Here is a 16,081-nt window from a genome sequence, read left to right on the forward strand (position 1 = left end):
GATTATCCTCGGATCGCCCAGAAGGCCAGGTTCAAGCCCGGGAACTGCCCGGCGATGTGGAAGGCAAAGCCGCCGGAATTGCTCAACTGCTGCCAGTGCTCGCTGCCTCGGTCCAGCTCGTAGTAGGTACTACCGGCGTGGTACGGCAATTGGCGCGGCGCCACCGGTAACGGCAGCAAGCCAATGCCTGGCAGTTGCAGGTTGACCATGTCGCGAATGTGCTCCACCGAACCGACTTTGCTCTGCTGGCCGAAGCGTGCGCGCAGGGTTTCGCCGGGCACATCGGCACGCACCACGAGGATGAAACTGGCGTTGTCGAGCAGGGTCTTGTCGGCCAGCATCGCCACGTGGATACCGTAGGCCTTCTCCACAATCGGGATCGGCGTGGCCTTGCTGTCGATCAGCATCGACAGCGCTTCACGCAGGGCCGCCATCACCGGAGTGAAGCTCAGCGCCAGGTCATCGTGCTGGTATTGCGGGTATTCCTGAGGGCGGCGACCTGAAGTGGAGAAGGTCGAAAATTCACCGGCCAGGCTCACCAGCTCGCTGAAGAAGCGCTCCGGGTGCAGCGGGCTCAACTGGCTCAAATGCTGGATCAGCGGCTGGGCGCGATTGACCAGTTGCAGCAGCATGAAGTCGGCAATCTCCGAAGCGCCGCCAGCGCCGGAGGCCACCACGCGCCCCGCCAGGGCTTCGCCGCGCTGGTGCAGCAGGCCGAGCAGTTCGCTGCGAAACGCAGTCAGCGGTTTGCTTGCGGTCACATTCAGCACCGGCGGGATGTAGGTGTCGTCGAGCACCAGCGCACGGTCGGCGCGTTTTTCCTTGATGCGTACCAGGCCAATCGCGGCATAGTCGCTGATGCCGTCCTGCGCCGTCAGCAGGCGCAATGCCCGCGATCCCACGGCCACCGGGGCGCGGTTTTCGAACGGCGCGTTGTCGTCACGCACTTCACGCACCTGGCTGACATAACGCGCAGCTTCCAGCGCTTCGCCTTCCTCAACCGTGTCACGCGCACCGGCACGCTTGAGCGGCAGGGCCAGGTACACCAAGCCGTCGCGCAGGTTGTCGTCGATACTCAAAGGGCTCGGCGCCAAATCATCCTGGGGGATATTGAAGGGCGTGCCATCGGGCAACAGGCCGCGGGCCGATACGATCGCCAGTTTGCCCTGGGCCAGCAGGCCCTGGTCGATCAGCAACTCGGAAAAACCCCAGGCCCCTGCCGACAACGGACGGCTGCGCGCGTCGATTAGGTTTTCCAGGTAACGGTCATGCTGCTGGAAGTGCTGCGTTGCGATGAACATGCCTTCCGACCAGACCACGCGATTGTTCCAGGACATGGGGGCTCCGATTGCTTGTTATTGGGCTGGGCTGGAGGGGGAAACCACGACGTCGGCGCGCACGGCACGCACATCGAGGCTGATCTGGTATTCGCTGGATTGGCGCGGCGCTACGTTGATCACGGCGCGCCATTGCGCGCGGTCCAACTCGCGATAGCCCACCAGCACGCCGATCTGGCGCGTGGCCGGGTTGAGGTCGCGCTGAATGCTCAATTGCTGGCCGGGTTGCACCACCACTTCGTCCTGGTCCAGCAGGTCGAGGCCGAGGGTGGATTGCGCACGGTCAGCCAGGGCGAAGTAATCGGAGCGGGAAAAGGTCGCGGCGTTTTTCAGTTCGAAAATACGCACCCGCACCGGCGCAGCCTGGCCATTGGCGCCGGGGTTAAGCCCGGCGATCGCGTGGAAATGCAACTCGACGGCGGCGCTGTTGGCTTGCGTGTCGGCAGCCGCTTCGGGTTTGGCCGCATCGTTTGCACACGCGGTCAGCAGCAGCGCGGTAGCAGCTGCGAGTAAAAACCTGGGAATCATCCTGCGTCCTCAATGACGTGTTTAGCTATCCGTTTTATCCATAAGTGCGACGCGCTTTAGCGTCGCTGTCGTGCGCTATGCTCTTCGTAGGCCCGGCTGAATTCGCGACCGAACAGGTCCTGGAAATCCTCCTGGGCCTCGCGCGAAATGTTGCTGTAGAGCTCGGTAAACTGCTGCCAGTACTGGGCCTGGCGCGAGCCGTTGAAAATGCTCGAAAGGCCACCGGGCTTGCCCATGCGTTCCTCCAACTGCGCCGGTTCAAAGCGCGTGAGCAGGTGTTTGATCGCCGCCTCCACGCCGGCCATCACGGCCAACTGGTGGGCGCGCAAATCGTCGAAACTGTCCCGTACCGCGATGTCCGGCGCCATAAACGCCTGGTTGCCATGACGAAGCAGCAGCAGTAACGCTTCGTCGGCATTCGGGGCGAATTTCAACGGGTTGTTTTCGGCGGGGCGGATCATCGTCTGCTGCATACGGAACTCGCCCTTGAGGCTAGCCCGGGCGCGCAATACGTCGATCAGGCCCTCGACCATCAGCCGGTAGCTGCGGCCGATGCTTTCCATCTGGGCGCTGGCGTCGGCCTGGTCCAGGCGCAACTGGTCGAGACCGGCACCACGCAGGAAGGCTTGCAACAGGTCGGTAGGTTGCGCAGCGTCGGCCACGGTGAGCGCAACCGGCTCGACCACGGGCGGCGGAGCAATCGGTGCTGGGGCAATCGGCGCCGGGGCAGGCGCGGCATTGGCGACCGGCGCGGGCGCAGGCGCGTCGCCAAACAGGTCCCAGTCTTCAGGAATGACAGCGCCTTGCACCACCGGTTTCTCCACTAGCGGTACAGCAACCGGAGCCGGCGGGCGGAAATCGTGTTGTTCGGATGGCACATGGTCCGCCACGGTGGGCGGCGGCACGGCGGTGGGGCTGAGGAAGTCGAACAGGTCTGGCAGGGTCTCCATCGACGAGGCGCCGTGGAATTGCGGCGCGATCATCGGCGTAGGCGCAGGCGGACTCGCCACAGCGCCCATCAGCGCTTCGAAGCTGTTTGGCGACTCACCGGCAAACGGCTGGCTGTCGACGGCTTGCACGTTGAAGTCGATGCGCGCCTGGATTTCGTAATCGCCGATGCGGATCAACTCGCCATCTTGCAGCGGCTCGCTGTTACCCCGGCGCATACGAATACCGGCCTTGACCAACTCCACACCATTGGTGCTGTTATCGGTTAAGTAATAACGGCCATCTTTGTATTGAATAACGCAATGCTGGGAGGAGACGAGACGCTCAGGATCAGGCAATACCCAGTCATTATCCGAACTGCGACCAATAGCTATCCTGCCCTGATCCATGGACTTTTCAGCGCATTGCCCTGGGGTAATCTTGTGATAACTAGTGATAGTCAAACACAGCGACATCTTGCCTCCTTGCTGATGCATCGCGCGCGGTCTACCCAAAGGGCCACGCTTCCCTGAAGATTTGCCCGCGGTCGCGAAAACGACCGCCAAAATCTGCTTTTACCAGCATGATCGCTGATCTTAACTGGCTTGCATGACAAAAATCCTCCATGGGCACGCCTTTCGACCCGCCAGTCGCGCAGGTTGTTAAACACCGCACATCTGTCACAGAGGGCGAATAGCTTACCTTGACAAGGCATAAGTACTACACCAAAAATGCACAACTTCTTGAACATCAGTGATGGCGCAGTAGTGGCACTCTGATTGTATGACCAAGAAAACATGCACAGTTCATTGCGCAACTAATGCATGCGTTGCCCGCCTTCCAGCGGGCTGATAAGGAGATCGAATTCAGTGGATGTGCCGTTGCTGCTCACCGCCGTTTCTGCAACTTCGCCCTGTGGCGAAGACATGGAATATGACGCGCAATTTCTGCAATTGGAACGTGATGCCAAGGGCCAGCCCGAACGCAGCATGGGCGACTCGATCCTGCCCGCCGAGCCGCCGGAGTGGCGCAGCATCCAGCAGCAGAGCCTCGACTTGTTGCAGCGCAGCAAAGACCTGCGCATCACTCATTTCCTGCTGCAAAGCTCCCTCGCCTTGCAGGGCGTGGCCGGGCTGGCTGAAGTCCTTGGCCTGATCAACGCCTTGCTGCGCGAATACTGGGCCGACGTGCATCCACGCCTGGATGCCGACGACGACAACGACCCCACCGTGCGCATCAACGCCCTGACCGGCCTGACCTGCGACACCAATATTCGCCTGTTGCGCGAAAGCATCCTGACACGCTCACGCACCTTCGGGCCCGTAAGCCTGCGCGCCGCGCTCAATGCCAGCGGCCTGCAGAATTTTGCCGACGAGCAGCTGGGCAACCAGCAGCTCAACGCAGCATTCCTCGACAGCGACCCCGAGCTGCTGCAAGCCACCCGCGACGCGTTGATCGCAGCGCGTACGGCCTGCGAAGCCATCGAGCAACAGGTCAATGACCGGGTCGGCTCCGCCCAGGGCGTGGACCTCAGCGCCTTGAAGCAACCGCTCAAACAGGCCCTGCAAATACTCAATCAAGCGGTGCCTGGCACCGACAGCAGCAGCGAACCCGAGGCCGTCAGTGAAGACAATGCCCCCTCGGTCGATTTCGCCGCTGCGCCCGCAGCCCCTCGCCCGACGGGCGACATCGCTACTCGCGATGATGTGCTGCGCAGCCTCGACAAAATCCTTGCGTACTACACTCGGCACGAGCCTTCGAGCCCGCTGCCGGTGTTGTTGAACCGAGCGAAAAATCTGGTGCACGCCGACTTCGCGGCCATTGTGCGCAATCTGATTCCCGACGGCATGTCCCAATTTGAAAACCTGCGCGGCCCGGACAGCGAGTAAGCCGCCGGACCGTGCAGTAACAACACCGTCGCTCAAGCGACCAGGAGCAGCAACGTGGCGAAGCAAAGTTCTCAGAAATTCATCGCGCGCAACCGTGCGCCTCGAGTGCAGATCGAGTACGACGTCGAGCTCTACGGCGCCGAGAAAAAGGTCCAGCTGCCCTTCGTAATGGGTGTGATGGCCGACCTCGCCGGCAAGCCCGCCGAGCCGCTGGCACCCGTGGCCGACCGCAAGTTCCTTGAAGTGGACGTCGACAACTTCGACTCACGCCTCAAGGCCATGCAGCCACGCGTGGCGTTCCACGTACCCAACGAGCTGACCGGCGAAGGCAACCTGAGCCTGGATATCACCTTCGAAAGCATGGACGACTTCAGCCCGGCCGCCGTAGCGCGCAAGGTTGACTCGCTGAACCAGTTGCTCGAAGCCCGCACTCAGTTGGCCAACCTGCTGACCTACATGGACGGCAAGACCGGCGCTGAAGAAATCATCATGAAGGCGATCAAGGACCCGGCACTGCTTCAGGCACTTGCCAGCGCGCCCAAGCCTGCAGGGGAGCAGTAATCATGACTGACAATACCGCCCGCGAAGGCAGCCAGATCCTGGGTGCTACCGAAGAAGCCAGCGAGTTCGCCAACCTGCTGCTGCAAGAATTCAAACCCAAGACCGAGCGTGCCCGCGAAGCCGTGGAAACCGCGGTGCGCACCCTGGCCGAACAAGCCCTGGCGCAAACCGACCTGGTGTCCAACGACGCGATCAAGTCGATCGAATCGATCATCGCCGCCATCGACGCCAAGCTCACCGCCCAGGTTAACCAGATCATCCACCACCAGGATTTCCAACAGTTGGAAAGCGCCTGGCGTGGCCTGCACTACCTGGTCAACAACACCGAGAGCGACGAGCAACTGAAGATTCGCGTGCTCAACATTTCCAAGCCGGAGCTGCACAAGACCTTGAAGAAATTCAAGGGCACCGCGTGGGACCAGAGCCCGATCTTCAAGAAGATGTACGAAGAAGAATACGGCCAGTTCGGCGGCGAGCCTTACGGTTGCCTGGTAGGCGATTACTACTTCGACCAGTCGCCACCCGACGTGGAACTGCTGGGCGAGCTGTCGAAAGTCTGCGCCGCCATGCACTCGCCGTTCATCGCGGCCGCATCGCCCACCGTAATGGGCATGGGCTCTTGGCAGGAACTGTCGAACCCACGCGACCTGACCAAGATTTTCACCACCCCGGAATACGCCGGCTGGCGTTCGCTGCGTGAATCGGAAGACTCGCGCTACATCGGCCTGACCATGCCGCGCTTCCTGGCGCGCCTGCCATATGGCGCCAAGACCGACCCGGTGGAAGCCTTTGCCTTCGAAGAAAACACCGACGGCGCCGACAGCTCCAAGTACACCTGGGCCAACGCCGCCTACGCGATGGCGGTGAACATCAACCGTTCGTTCAAGCACTACGGCTGGTGCTCGCGCATCCGTGGTATCGAGTCTGGCGGTGAAGTGGAAAACCTGCCGGCCCACACCTTCCCTACCGATGACGGTGGTGTGGACATGAAGTGCCCGACCGAAATCGCCATCAGCGACCGCCGTGAAGCGGAACTGGCGAAGAACGGTTTCATGCCGCTGCTGCACAAGAAAAACACCGACTTCGCCGCGTTCATCGGCGCCCAGTCGTTGCAGAAGCCGGCTGAATACGACGATCCGGACGCCACCGCCAACGCCAACCTGGCCGCACGTCTGCCGTACCTGTTCGCCACCTGCCGTTTCGCCCACTACTTGAAGTGCATCGTGCGCGACAAGGTCGGCTCCTTCAAAGAGAAGGACGAGATGCAGCGCTGGTTGCAGGACTGGATCCTCAACTACGTCGACGGCGACCCTGCGCACTCCACCGAAACCACCAAGGCCCAGCACCCATTGGCGGCTGCCGAAGTGATCGTGGAAGAAGTCGAAGGCAACCCGGGGTATTACAACTCCAAGTTCTACCTGCGCCCGCACTACCAGCTTGAAGGGCTGACGGTGTCGTTGCGACTGGTATCGAAGCTGCCTTCTGCCAAGAGTGCATAAGTAACTGTTGAACCGGTTCTTCTGTGGGAGCCGGGCTTGCCCGCGATGCAGGCGACGCGGTCTGCCAGCCAGACCGCGGTGATGCTATCGCAGGCAAGCCAGCTCCCCCAGAAAAGCACTGCCCCATTGGCGGTAACCCAACATCGTGGCTGAGACCACACAGGGAGAAAACATGGCTGTTGATATTTTCATCAAGATCGGCGACATCAAGGGCGAGTCCATGGACAAGGCCCACAAGGACGAAATCGACGTATTGAACTGGAGCTGGGGCATGGCCCAGTCCGGCAACATGCATGTTGGCGGTGGCGGCGGCGCGGGCAAGGTGAATATCCAGGACCTGTCGCTGACCAAGTACGTCGACAAGGCTTCGCCCAACCTGATGATGCACTGCGCCAGCGGCAAGCACATCGACAAGGTCAAGCTGACCGTGCGCAAGGCCGGTGGCGAAAGCCAGGTCGAGTACATGGTGATCAACCTGGAAGAAGTGCTGGTCACGTCCCTGAGCACCGGCGGCTCGGGCACCGATGATCGCCTGACCGAGAACGTGACCCTGAACTTCGCCCAAGTGATGGTCGACTACCAGCCGCAGAAAGCCGACGGCACCAAAGACGGCGGCGCGATCAAGTTTGGCTGGAACATCCGTTCCAACACCAAGCGCTGATAGCCCCTGTGGCCGTGACCCCGCGCCACGGCCACAGGCATCTTGTCCCTCTCGCAACCCGTCCGTGGAGCTGCTTTGGTGGTAACTGAAATCGCTTCCCGCGACCGTCTGCAACCGTCCCTGCTGGACCGGCTGACCGACGACGACCCGACCAATCCCAAGGAAAGCGCCGACAAACGCGTGCTATCCCTGACCCAATTGAAAGCCTCGGTACTGCGTGACCTGGCGTGGCTGCTCAACACCACCTCGTTGCTTGATGCCGATGCGACGCTGCACACCCCGGCCGGTACCTCGGTGGTCAATTACGGCCTGCCGGCACTGGCGGGCAACAGCGTTTCCAGTGTCGACATCAAGGCCCTGGAAGCCCTGATCTACCAGGCCATCGCCACCTTCGAGCCACGCATCCTGCGCCACACCCTGCGGGTCAAAGCCCGTGTCGGCCATGGCGAGATGAACCACAACGCCCTGAGTTTCGAGATCGAAGGCGACCTGTGGGCACAGCCAGTGCCGTTGCGCCTGCTGCTGCAAACCGACCTCGACCTGGAGTCGGGCCATGTACGCGTGGTCAATGCCGACCAGCGGAGACGCCCATGAATCCGCGCCTGCTGGAGCTGTACAACCAGGAACTGCACCACGTGCGCGAAAGCGCCGCCGAGTTCGCCAAGGAATACCCGAAGATCGCCAGTCGGCTGACCCTGTCCGGCATGGACTGCGCCGACCCCTACGTCGAACGCTTGCTTGAAGGCTTTGCCTACCTCACGGCCCGGGTGCAGCTCAAGCTCGACGCCGAGTACCCGACCTTCACCCACAACCTGCTGGAAATCGCCTACCCGCACTACCTGGCGCCCACCCCGTCGATGACCGTGGTGCAGTTGCAGACCGACCCGGATGAAGGCTCTCTGGCCAGCGGTTTCCCCCTGCCCCGCGACACGGTACTGCGCGCCGCCCTGGGCCGCGAAACCCAGACCTGCTGTGAGTACCGCACCGCACATCCAGTAACGCTGTGGCCGTTGCAGGTCAGCGCCGCCGAATACTTCGGCAACCCCGCCGCCGTGCTCGGTCGCCTGGCCGCCAGCGAGCCGAAAGCCAAGGCGGGTTTGCGCCTGACCCTGCGCACCGGTGCCGAATTGCCGTTCAGCAGCCTTGAGCTGGATAACCTGCCGCTGTACCTCAGCGGCGCCGATGAGCAACCATTCCGCCTCTACGAACAACTGCTGGGCAATGCCTGCGCGGTGTTTGCACGCCAACCCGGCGGCGATTGGGTTGAGCGTTTGCCCCAAGACGCGTTGCGCTCCCGCGGGTTTGACGATGCCGACGCGGCGATGCCGGTAGTGGCGCGGGCGTTCCAGGGCTACCGGCTGTTGCAGGAATACTTCGCCCTGCCCCACCGCTTCCTGTTCGTCGAGTTTGCCGAACTGGGCCGGGCGGTCAAGCGTTGCGACGGCCAGGAGCTGGAACTGATTGTGCTGTTCGACCGCCACGAACCGAGCCTGGAAGGCAGCGTTGGCGCAGCGCAGTTTTTGCCCTTCTGCACCCCCGCGATCAACCTGTTCCCAAAACGCGTGGACCGCATCCACTTGTCTGACCGGGTCAACGAACACCACGTGATCGCCGACCGCACGCGGCCGATGGATTTCGAGATTCACTCGTTGAGCGGCATCACCGGCCACGGCACCGGGCCGGAGCAGCCGTTTTTACCCTTCTATGCGGTGCGTGATCCGTCGCGTTATGGCCGTGACCAGGCTTACTACACGGTGCGCCGCGAGCCACGCGTGCTGTCCAGCGACCAGCGCCGCAACGGCCCGCGCTCCACCTACGTGGGCAGCGAAACCTTCGTCAGCCTGGTGGACAGCCGCCAGGCGCCCTACGGCCATGATTTGCGCCAGTTGGGCGTCACGGCGCTGTGCACCAACCGTGACTTGCCGCTGTTCATGAGCGTGGGCAACGGCAAGACCGATTTCACCCTGGCCGACAGCGCTCCGGTGCTTTCAGTGCGTTGCGTCGCAGGTCCCAGCCGCCCACGCGCCAGCCATGCCCACGATGCCAAGGCCTGGCGCCTGATCAGCCAGCTGTCGCTCAATTACCTGTCTTTGAGCGAACAGGGCCAGGGTGCCGGCGCCCTGCGTGAGTTATTGCGCCTGTACGGCGACAGTAACGACGCCGCTCTGCAATTGCAGATCGAAGGCTTGCGCGAAGTCAGCAGCAAGGCGGTGACCCGGCGCCTGCCGATGCCCGGGCCGATCGTGTTTGGCCGGGGCCTGGAAATCACCCTGCAATTCGATGAAAACGCGTTTCGCGGCACCGGTGTGTTCCTGCTCGGTGCGGTGTTGGAGCGCTTCCTGGCACGCTATGTGTCGATCAACAGTTTTACCGAGACGGTGATCCGTACCACCGAACGCGGCGAGATCATGCGATGGAAAGCCAAGCCCGGACGGCGTCCGACCCTGTGAGTACCCTGGATGCGATGCATCAGGAGCCCTGGGAATATGACTTCTTCCAGGCGCTGCGGCGTATCGAGTGCGAATCGCCGGACCTGCCGCGCCTGGGCCATTCCCTGCGCCTGTCGGATGACCCGTTGCGCCTCGGGCAACAGGCCGATTGCACCTTCGCGCCGGCCACGCTGGCGTCGGTCGACCCCGGCGGCGACGGCAAGCCGGCGCGGCTGGAGCAGTTCTTCTTCGGCCTCGGCGGCCCCAACGGCCCACTGCCGCTGCATATCACCGAGTACGTGCGCGAGCGTCAGCGCAATAACGCCGACAGCACCAGCAAGCAGTTCCTGGATGTGTTCCACCATCGCTTGCTGACGCTGTTCTACCGAGCCTGGGCCGAGGCGCGTCCGACGGTCAGCCACGACCGGCCGGACGATGACTACTGGTCCGCACGCCTCGCCGCCCTCAGTGGCCGCGGTATGCCAAGCCTGCAGAATCAGGGCCTTATCCCGGATACCGCCAAGCTGCACTACAGCGGCCACCTGTCGGCGCAAACCCGCTACCCGGATGGCTTGAAGGCGATCCTTGGCGAGTATTTCGGCCTGCCGGTAGCGATCGAGGAATACGTCGGCCAATGGCTGGAATTACCCGAGCGCAGCCGCGTCGGTGTGAGCGCCAACCAGTTGGGCGTGGATTTTTGCCTGGGCCGCTTTGTGTGGGACCGCCAGCATAAATTCCGTATCCGCCTGGGCCCGCTCAAGCTGGACGACTACATGGGCATGCTGCCCGGCAGCCAGCCATTCAACGAGCTGGTGGCCTGGGTGGCCGAGTACCTGGGCCATGAACTGGACTGGGACCTGAACCTGGTTTTGCAACAACCCGAAGTTCCGGCACTGCAACTCAACGGCCAGTTCCGCCTGGGTTTCAACACCTGGCTCGGCCAACCTGCGCATGACGCCAACGACCTAATCCTGGCCCGGCATTACGCCGATCACGCCACTACCTCAAGGAATCCAGAGCATGGGTGAAATCAGTCGCGCCGCACTGTTCGGCAAACTCAACAGCGTGGCCTACAAAGCCATCGAAGCCGCCACCGTGTTCTGCAAGTTGCGGGGCAATCCGTATGTGGAGCTGGCCCACTGGTTTCACCAGTTACTGCAATTGCAGGACTCGGACCTGCACCGCATCATCCGCCAGTTCAATGTAGAGCCGGCGCGCCTGGCCCGTGACCTTACCGAGGCCCTGGACCGCCTGCCGCGCGGCTCGACCTCCATCACCGACCTGTCCTCCCACGTGGAAGAAGCGGTGGAACGTGGCTGGGTGTACGGCAGCCTGATGTTTGGCGAAAGCCAGGTGCGCACCGGTTACCTGGTGCTGGGCATTCTGAAAACGCCGAGCCTGCGCCATGCGCTGCTGGGCTTGTCCGCCGAATTCGACAAAATCAAGGCCGAAGCCCTGAGCGAGCGCTTTGACGAGTATGTCGGCGACTCGCCGGAAAATGCCTTGAGCGCCAGCGATGGTTTCAATGCCGGTGCAGTGCCGGGTGAAGCCAGCGGTGCGATGGCGCCGAGTGCGATGGGCAAGCAGGAAGCGCTCAAGCGCTTCACCGTTGACCTGACCGAACAGGCCCGTAGCGGCAAGCTCGACCCTATCGTCGGCCGTGACGAAGAGATCCGCCAACTGGTAGACATCCTCATGCGTCGACGCCAGAACAACCCGATCCTCACCGGTGAGGCCGGGGTGGGCAAGACCGCCGTGGTCGAAGGTTTCGCCCTGCGCATTGTCGCCGGTGATGTGCCACCCGCCTTGAAAGACGTGGAACTGCGCAGCCTCGACGTGGGCCTGCTGCAAGCCGGCGCCAGCATGAAAGGCGAGTTCGAACAGCGCCTGCGCCAGGTCATTGAAGACGTGCAGGCGTCGCCCAAGCCGATCATCCTTTTTATCGACGAAGCCCATACCCTGGTGGGCGCCGGTGGTGCCGCCGGTACAGGTGACGCGGCCAACCTGCTCAAGCCCGCTCTCGCCCGTGGCACCTTGCGCACCGTGGCCGCGACGACCTGGGCCGAGTACAAGAAACACATCGAGAAAGACCCGGCGCTGACCCGCCGTTTCCAGGTGGTACAGGTTGCCGAGCCGTCGGAAGACAAGGCGCTGCTGATGATGCGCGGCGTGGCCTCGACCATGGAAAAACACCACCAGGTGCAGATCCTCGATGAAGCCCTGGAAGCCTCGGTCAAGCTGTCGCACCGCTACATCCCGGCGCGCCAGTTGCCGGACAAGTCCGTGAGCCTGCTGGACACCGCCTGCGCCCGTGTCGCCATCAGCCTGCACGCAGTGCCCGCCGAAGTGGACGACAGCCGTCGCCGCATCGAAGCGCTGGAAACCGAGCTGCAAATCATCGCCCGCGAACAGGCCATCGGCATTGCCATTGGTACGCGCCAGAGCAACAGCGAAGCCCTGTTGAGCACCGAGCGCGAGCGCCTGGCGACCCTGGAAAACCGTTGGGCCGAAGAGAAAGCCCTGGTGGATGAACTGCTCGCCACCCGTGCCACCTTGCGCGAAAAGGCCGGCGTCGTAGACAGCGGCAGCGATGAACTCCGCACGCAACTGATCGACCTGCAACAACGCCTCACCGCCCTGCAAGGCGAAACCCCGCTGATCCTGCCGACCGTGGATTACCAGGCCGTGGCCTCGGTGGTCGCCGACTGGACCGGCATCCCGGTGGGCCGCATGGCGCGCAACGAACTGGAGACCGTGCTCAACCTCGACCAGCACCTGAAAAAACGCATCATCGGCCAGGACCACGCCCTGCAGATGATCGCCAAGCGCATCCAGACTTCCCGCGCCGGCCTCGACAACCCGAGCAAGCCGATTGGCGTGTTCATGCTGGCCGGCACCTCGGGTGTGGGCAAGACCGAAACCGCCCTGGCACTGGCCGAAGCCATGTACGGCGGCGAGCAGAACGTCATCACCATCAACATGAGCGAGTTCCAGGAAGCCCACACCGTGTCCACCCTCAAGGGCGCGCCACCGGGCTATATCGGCTACGGCGAAGGCGGCGTGCTGACCGAAGCGGTGCGGCGAAAACCCTACAGCGTGGTGCTGCTGGATGAGGTAGAGAAAGCTCACCCGGACGTGCATGAGATCTTCTTCCAGGTGTTCGACAAGGGCGTGATGGAGGATGGTGAGGGTCGGGTGATCGACTTCAAGAATACCCTGATCCTGCTGACTACCAACGCCGGGACCGAGCTGATCTCCCAAGTGTGCAAAGACCCGGCGAACATCCCCGAGCCGGAAGAGATCGCCAAGGCCCTGCGCCAGCCGTTGCTGGAGATTTTCCCACCGGCACTGCTCGGGCGCCTGGTGACCATTCCGTACTATCCGCTGAGCGACGAGATGCTCAAGGCGATCACCCGCCTGCAACTGAACCGCATCAAGAAGCGCGTGGAGAGCACCCACAAAGTCGCGTTCGACTACGACGACGCAGTGGTCGATTTGATCGTCTCGCGCTGCACTGAAACCGAAAGCGGCGGGCGCATGATCGACACTATCCTCACCAACAGCCTGCTGCCGGACATGAGCCGTGAGTTCCTCACGCGCATGTTGGAAGGCAGGGCGCTGGCGGGGGTGCGGATCAGCAGTCGGGATAATGAATTGCACTACGACTTCAGCGACGCAGATTGACCTGACGGGACACGGTCAAAATGTGGGAGCTGGCTTGCCTGCGATAGCGGTGTATCAGTCAACATCAATGTTGAATGTTCAATTGCTATCGCAGGCAAGCCAGCTCCCACATTGGATTCGGTTCCTTCAGTAATCAAGACCTTTACAGGACGCCCAATGCTATTCAACCAAGCCTCACGCCTGGCCAAGATCACCAGCCCTCTCGGGCCGGATGTGCTGTTGCTCAATGAAATGGGCGGCGGTGAAGAGCTGGGCAGGCTGTTCAACTATGAGCTGCAACTGACGTCCCTGGACGCCAACATCGACCTCAACCAGTTGCTCGGCAAGCCCATAAGCGTGGGCCTGCAACTGGCGGACGGTGGCGAGCGGCACTTTCACGGCATCGTCGCGCGTTGCAGCCAGAACATCGACCAGGGTCAGTTCGCCAGTTACCAGGTCACCCTGCGCCCATGGCTGTGGTTGCTCAGCCGCACCTCCGATTGCCGGATTTTCCAGAACCTGAGCATCCCGCAGATCATCAAGCAGGTGTTCCGCGACCTGGGTTTTTCCGATTTCGAAGACGCCCTGAGCCGACCGTATCGCGAGTGGGAATACTGCGTGCAGTACCGCGAGACCAGCTTCGATTTCGTCAGCCGCCTGATGGAACAAGAAGGCATCTATTATTTCTTTCGCCATGAACAGGATCGCCACGTGCTGGTGCTGGCCGACGCCTATGGCGCCCACACCACGGTGCCGGGCTACGGGTCGATCCCCTACTACCCCAAGGACGAGCAGCAACGCGAACGCGACCATATGCACAACTGGCACCTGGCGCAGGAGGTGCAGCCGGGTTCGCTGGAGCTCAACGACTACGACTTCCAGCGCCCCAGCGCGAGCATCGACGTGCGCTCGGCCATGCCGCGCCCGCACACCGGCGGCGACTATCCGCTGTACGACTACCCCGGCACCTACGTGCAAAGCGCCGATGGCGAACACTACGCACGTACCCGCATCGAAGCGCTGCAAACCCTGCATGAGCAGATCGAGTTCGCCGGCAATGCGCGTGGCCTGGGGTCGGGCCATCTGTTCAGCCTCACCGGCTTCAGTCGTCAGGATCAGAACCGCGAATACCTGATCGTCGGCTGTCGCTACTACATCGTCCAGGAAAGCCTGGAGAGCGGAGGCGGCTCCGGTTCGGCGCAATTCGAAAGCAGCCTGACCTGCATCGATGCACAACAGAGTTTCCGCCCACTGGCCAACACCCATCGCCCTATCGTCAAAGGCCCGCAGACTGCATTGGTGGTGGGCCCCAAAGGCGAGGAAATCTGGACCGACCAGTACGGCCGCGTGAAGGTGCATTTCTACTGGGACCGCCACGACCAATCCAACGAGAACAGCTCGTGCTGGATCCGTGTGTCGCAATCCTGGGCCGGCAAGAACTGGGGCTCGATGCAGATTCCACGGATTGGCCAGGAAGTGATCGTCAGCTTCCTCGAAGGTGACCCCGACCGGCCGATCATCACCGGGCGGGTGTACAACGCCGAGCAGACTGTGCCTTACGACCTACCGGAAAACGCCACCCAGAGCGGCATGAAAAGCCGATCGAGCAAGGGCGGCACACCGGCCAACTTCAATGAAATCCGCATGGAGGACAAGAAGGGTCTGGAACAGTTGTATATCCATGCCGAGCGCAATCAGGACATCGTGGTGGAGGTGGATGAAAGCCACTCGGTGGGGCATGACCGCAACAAGAGTATTGGCCATAACGAGACGGTGACCATCGGCAGCAATCGCCTGCGGGTGGTGCGCAACAACGACACGGTGATCGTCGGTGGCGCCAAGTCCGACAGTGCCGCCACGCACTACACCATCGAAGCCGGCGAGAATCTTCGCCTGGTGTGCGGTGACAGTGTGATCGAGCTCAAGGCAGGCGGGGATATCAACCTGACCTGCGGCTCGTTCAACCTGTTTTCCACCGGCAGCAGCAAGATCCAGACAAAGGGCAAACTGGACATCAACCTGGGCAGTGACAAGGGCACATCACCCGGCGCCCAGGGCGTGCAAGACACGATCAAGTCCGCCGTCGAATCAAAATTCCCCGGCAAGCCCGGCGCTGGTCAATAACGAGATTTCTTCATCATGAATTACCTGATCAACGAAGCCCAATTCACCCTGCCCGATGCCGAGGTACAGGACACCTCGATCAATATCCTCAAGTTCGCCAAGCTGGGCACCACCCTAGTGGTGAGCCGCAGCCCATTGGCGGACGGCGAGAGCTTGCAAAGCAATTTCGAAGGCCAGCTGAAAAAACTCGAGCAGCAGGTCAAGGATCTGCGCTATTCCCCTGCACAAGCGGTCCAGGTCGGGCCGAAGCAGGACATTGACGCCTTTGAAGTACAGAACCGTTTCAACAAAGGCAGCGACAACATTTACCAATATCAGCTGGCAATGCAGATACCCGGCACCCGCCAACTGATTGCGCTGAGCTACGTCAAGACCCAGCCCCTGGGCCCTGTCGAGGCGGCTCATTGGGCAACGCTGAAAAACACGCTCAATTTTACTGCTACGCCCTGAGTCGAGCCTGAGC

Annotated in this window: 13 protein-coding genes; 10 read left to right on the forward strand and 3 right to left on the reverse strand. The window is 62.0% G+C overall.

Annotated elements, in window-relative coordinates; all coding sequences use genetic code 11:
* Positions 1-2 precede the first annotated feature (2 nt).
* Genes tssK through tagH form a run of 3 tightly spaced genes read right to left on the reverse strand, consistent with a single transcriptional unit; the run spans position 3 to position 3,268 of the window.
* Positions 3-1,337: a type VI secretion system baseplate subunit TssK gene (gene tssK, locus IH404_RS00265; protein ID WP_005792507.1), complete on the reverse strand. Its 1,335-nt coding sequence runs from the start codon at positions 1,335-1,337 to the stop codon at positions 3-5.
* 18 nt (positions 1,338-1,355) lie between these two features.
* Positions 1,356-1,865: a type VI secretion system lipoprotein TssJ gene (tssJ, locus tag IH404_RS00270; RefSeq protein WP_005792508.1), complete on the reverse strand. Its 510-nt coding sequence runs from the start codon at positions 1,863-1,865 to the stop codon at positions 1,356-1,358.
* A gap of 56 nt (positions 1,866-1,921) precedes the next feature.
* Positions 1,922-3,268: a type VI secretion system-associated FHA domain protein TagH gene (gene tagH, locus IH404_RS00275; RefSeq protein ID WP_194439595.1), complete on the reverse strand. Its 1,347-nt coding sequence runs from the start codon at positions 3,266-3,268 to the stop codon at positions 1,922-1,924.
* Positions 3,269-3,661: 393 nt separating this feature from the next.
* Between tagH and tssA the strand changes: the two genes are divergently transcribed.
* The 10 genes from tssA (at position 3,662) to IH404_RS00325 (ending at position 16,068) form a co-directional block, all read left to right on the forward strand.
* Positions 3,662-4,681, forward strand: a complete 1,020-nt coding sequence (tssA, locus tag IH404_RS00280; protein WP_194439597.1) for a type VI secretion system protein TssA — start codon at positions 3,662-3,664, stop codon at positions 4,679-4,681.
* A 54-nt stretch (positions 4,682-4,735) separates the two neighbouring features.
* Positions 4,736-5,242 carry a type VI secretion system contractile sheath small subunit gene (tssB, locus tag IH404_RS00285; RefSeq protein ID WP_003195557.1) on the forward strand — a complete coding sequence of 169 codons (507 nt, stop codon included), beginning with the start codon at positions 4,736-4,738 and terminating at the stop codon, positions 5,240-5,242.
* A 2-nt stretch (positions 5,243-5,244) separates the two neighbouring features.
* A complete protein-coding gene (tssC, locus tag IH404_RS00290) occupies positions 5,245-6,741 on the forward strand; it encodes a type VI secretion system contractile sheath large subunit (protein WP_005792511.1) in 1,497 nt (498 codons plus the stop codon).
* A 172-nt stretch (positions 6,742-6,913) separates the two neighbouring features.
* Positions 6,914-7,402, forward strand: a complete 489-nt coding sequence (locus IH404_RS00295) for a type VI secretion system tube protein Hcp (RefSeq protein ID WP_005792512.1) — start codon at positions 6,914-6,916, stop codon at positions 7,400-7,402.
* Between the two features lie 78 nt (positions 7,403-7,480).
* The gene (gene tssE, locus IH404_RS00300) at positions 7,481-7,996 is read left to right on the forward strand and encodes a type VI secretion system baseplate subunit TssE (RefSeq protein WP_005792513.1); all 516 of its coding nucleotides are present in this window, start codon (positions 7,481-7,483) and stop codon (positions 7,994-7,996) included.
* The gene (gene tssF, locus IH404_RS00305) at positions 7,993-9,852 is read left to right on the forward strand and encodes a type VI secretion system baseplate subunit TssF (RefSeq protein ID WP_122732973.1); all 1,860 of its coding nucleotides are present in this window, start codon (positions 7,993-7,995) and stop codon (positions 9,850-9,852) included. The genes tssE and tssF overlap by 4 nt, the downstream gene beginning before the upstream one ends.
* Positions 9,816-10,859 (forward strand): type VI secretion system baseplate subunit TssG, encoded by a 1,044-nt coding sequence (tssG, locus tag IH404_RS00310; RefSeq protein ID WP_122732972.1) that lies wholly within the window; start codon positions 9,816-9,818, stop codon positions 10,857-10,859. The genes tssF and tssG overlap by 37 nt, the downstream gene beginning before the upstream one ends.
* Entirely contained in the window at positions 10,852-13,515 is a 2,664-nt protein-coding gene (tssH, locus tag IH404_RS00315) for a type VI secretion system ATPase TssH (protein WP_194439598.1), read from the forward strand. The genes tssG and tssH overlap by 8 nt, the downstream gene beginning before the upstream one ends.
* A 156-nt stretch (positions 13,516-13,671) precedes the next feature.
* Entirely contained in the window at positions 13,672-15,618 is a 1,947-nt protein-coding gene (locus IH404_RS00320) for a type VI secretion system Vgr family protein (protein WP_194439600.1), read from the forward strand.
* Between the two features lie 15 nt (positions 15,619-15,633).
* A complete protein-coding gene (locus IH404_RS00325) occupies positions 15,634-16,068 on the forward strand; it encodes a DcrB-related protein (protein ID WP_005792518.1) in 435 nt (144 codons plus the stop codon).
* Positions 16,069-16,081 lie beyond the last annotated feature (13 nt).

Source organism: Pseudomonas sp. OST1909, assembly GCF_015277575.1.
Lineage (GTDB): Bacteria > Pseudomonadota > Gammaproteobacteria > Pseudomonadales > Pseudomonadaceae > Aquipseudomonas > Aquipseudomonas synxantha_A.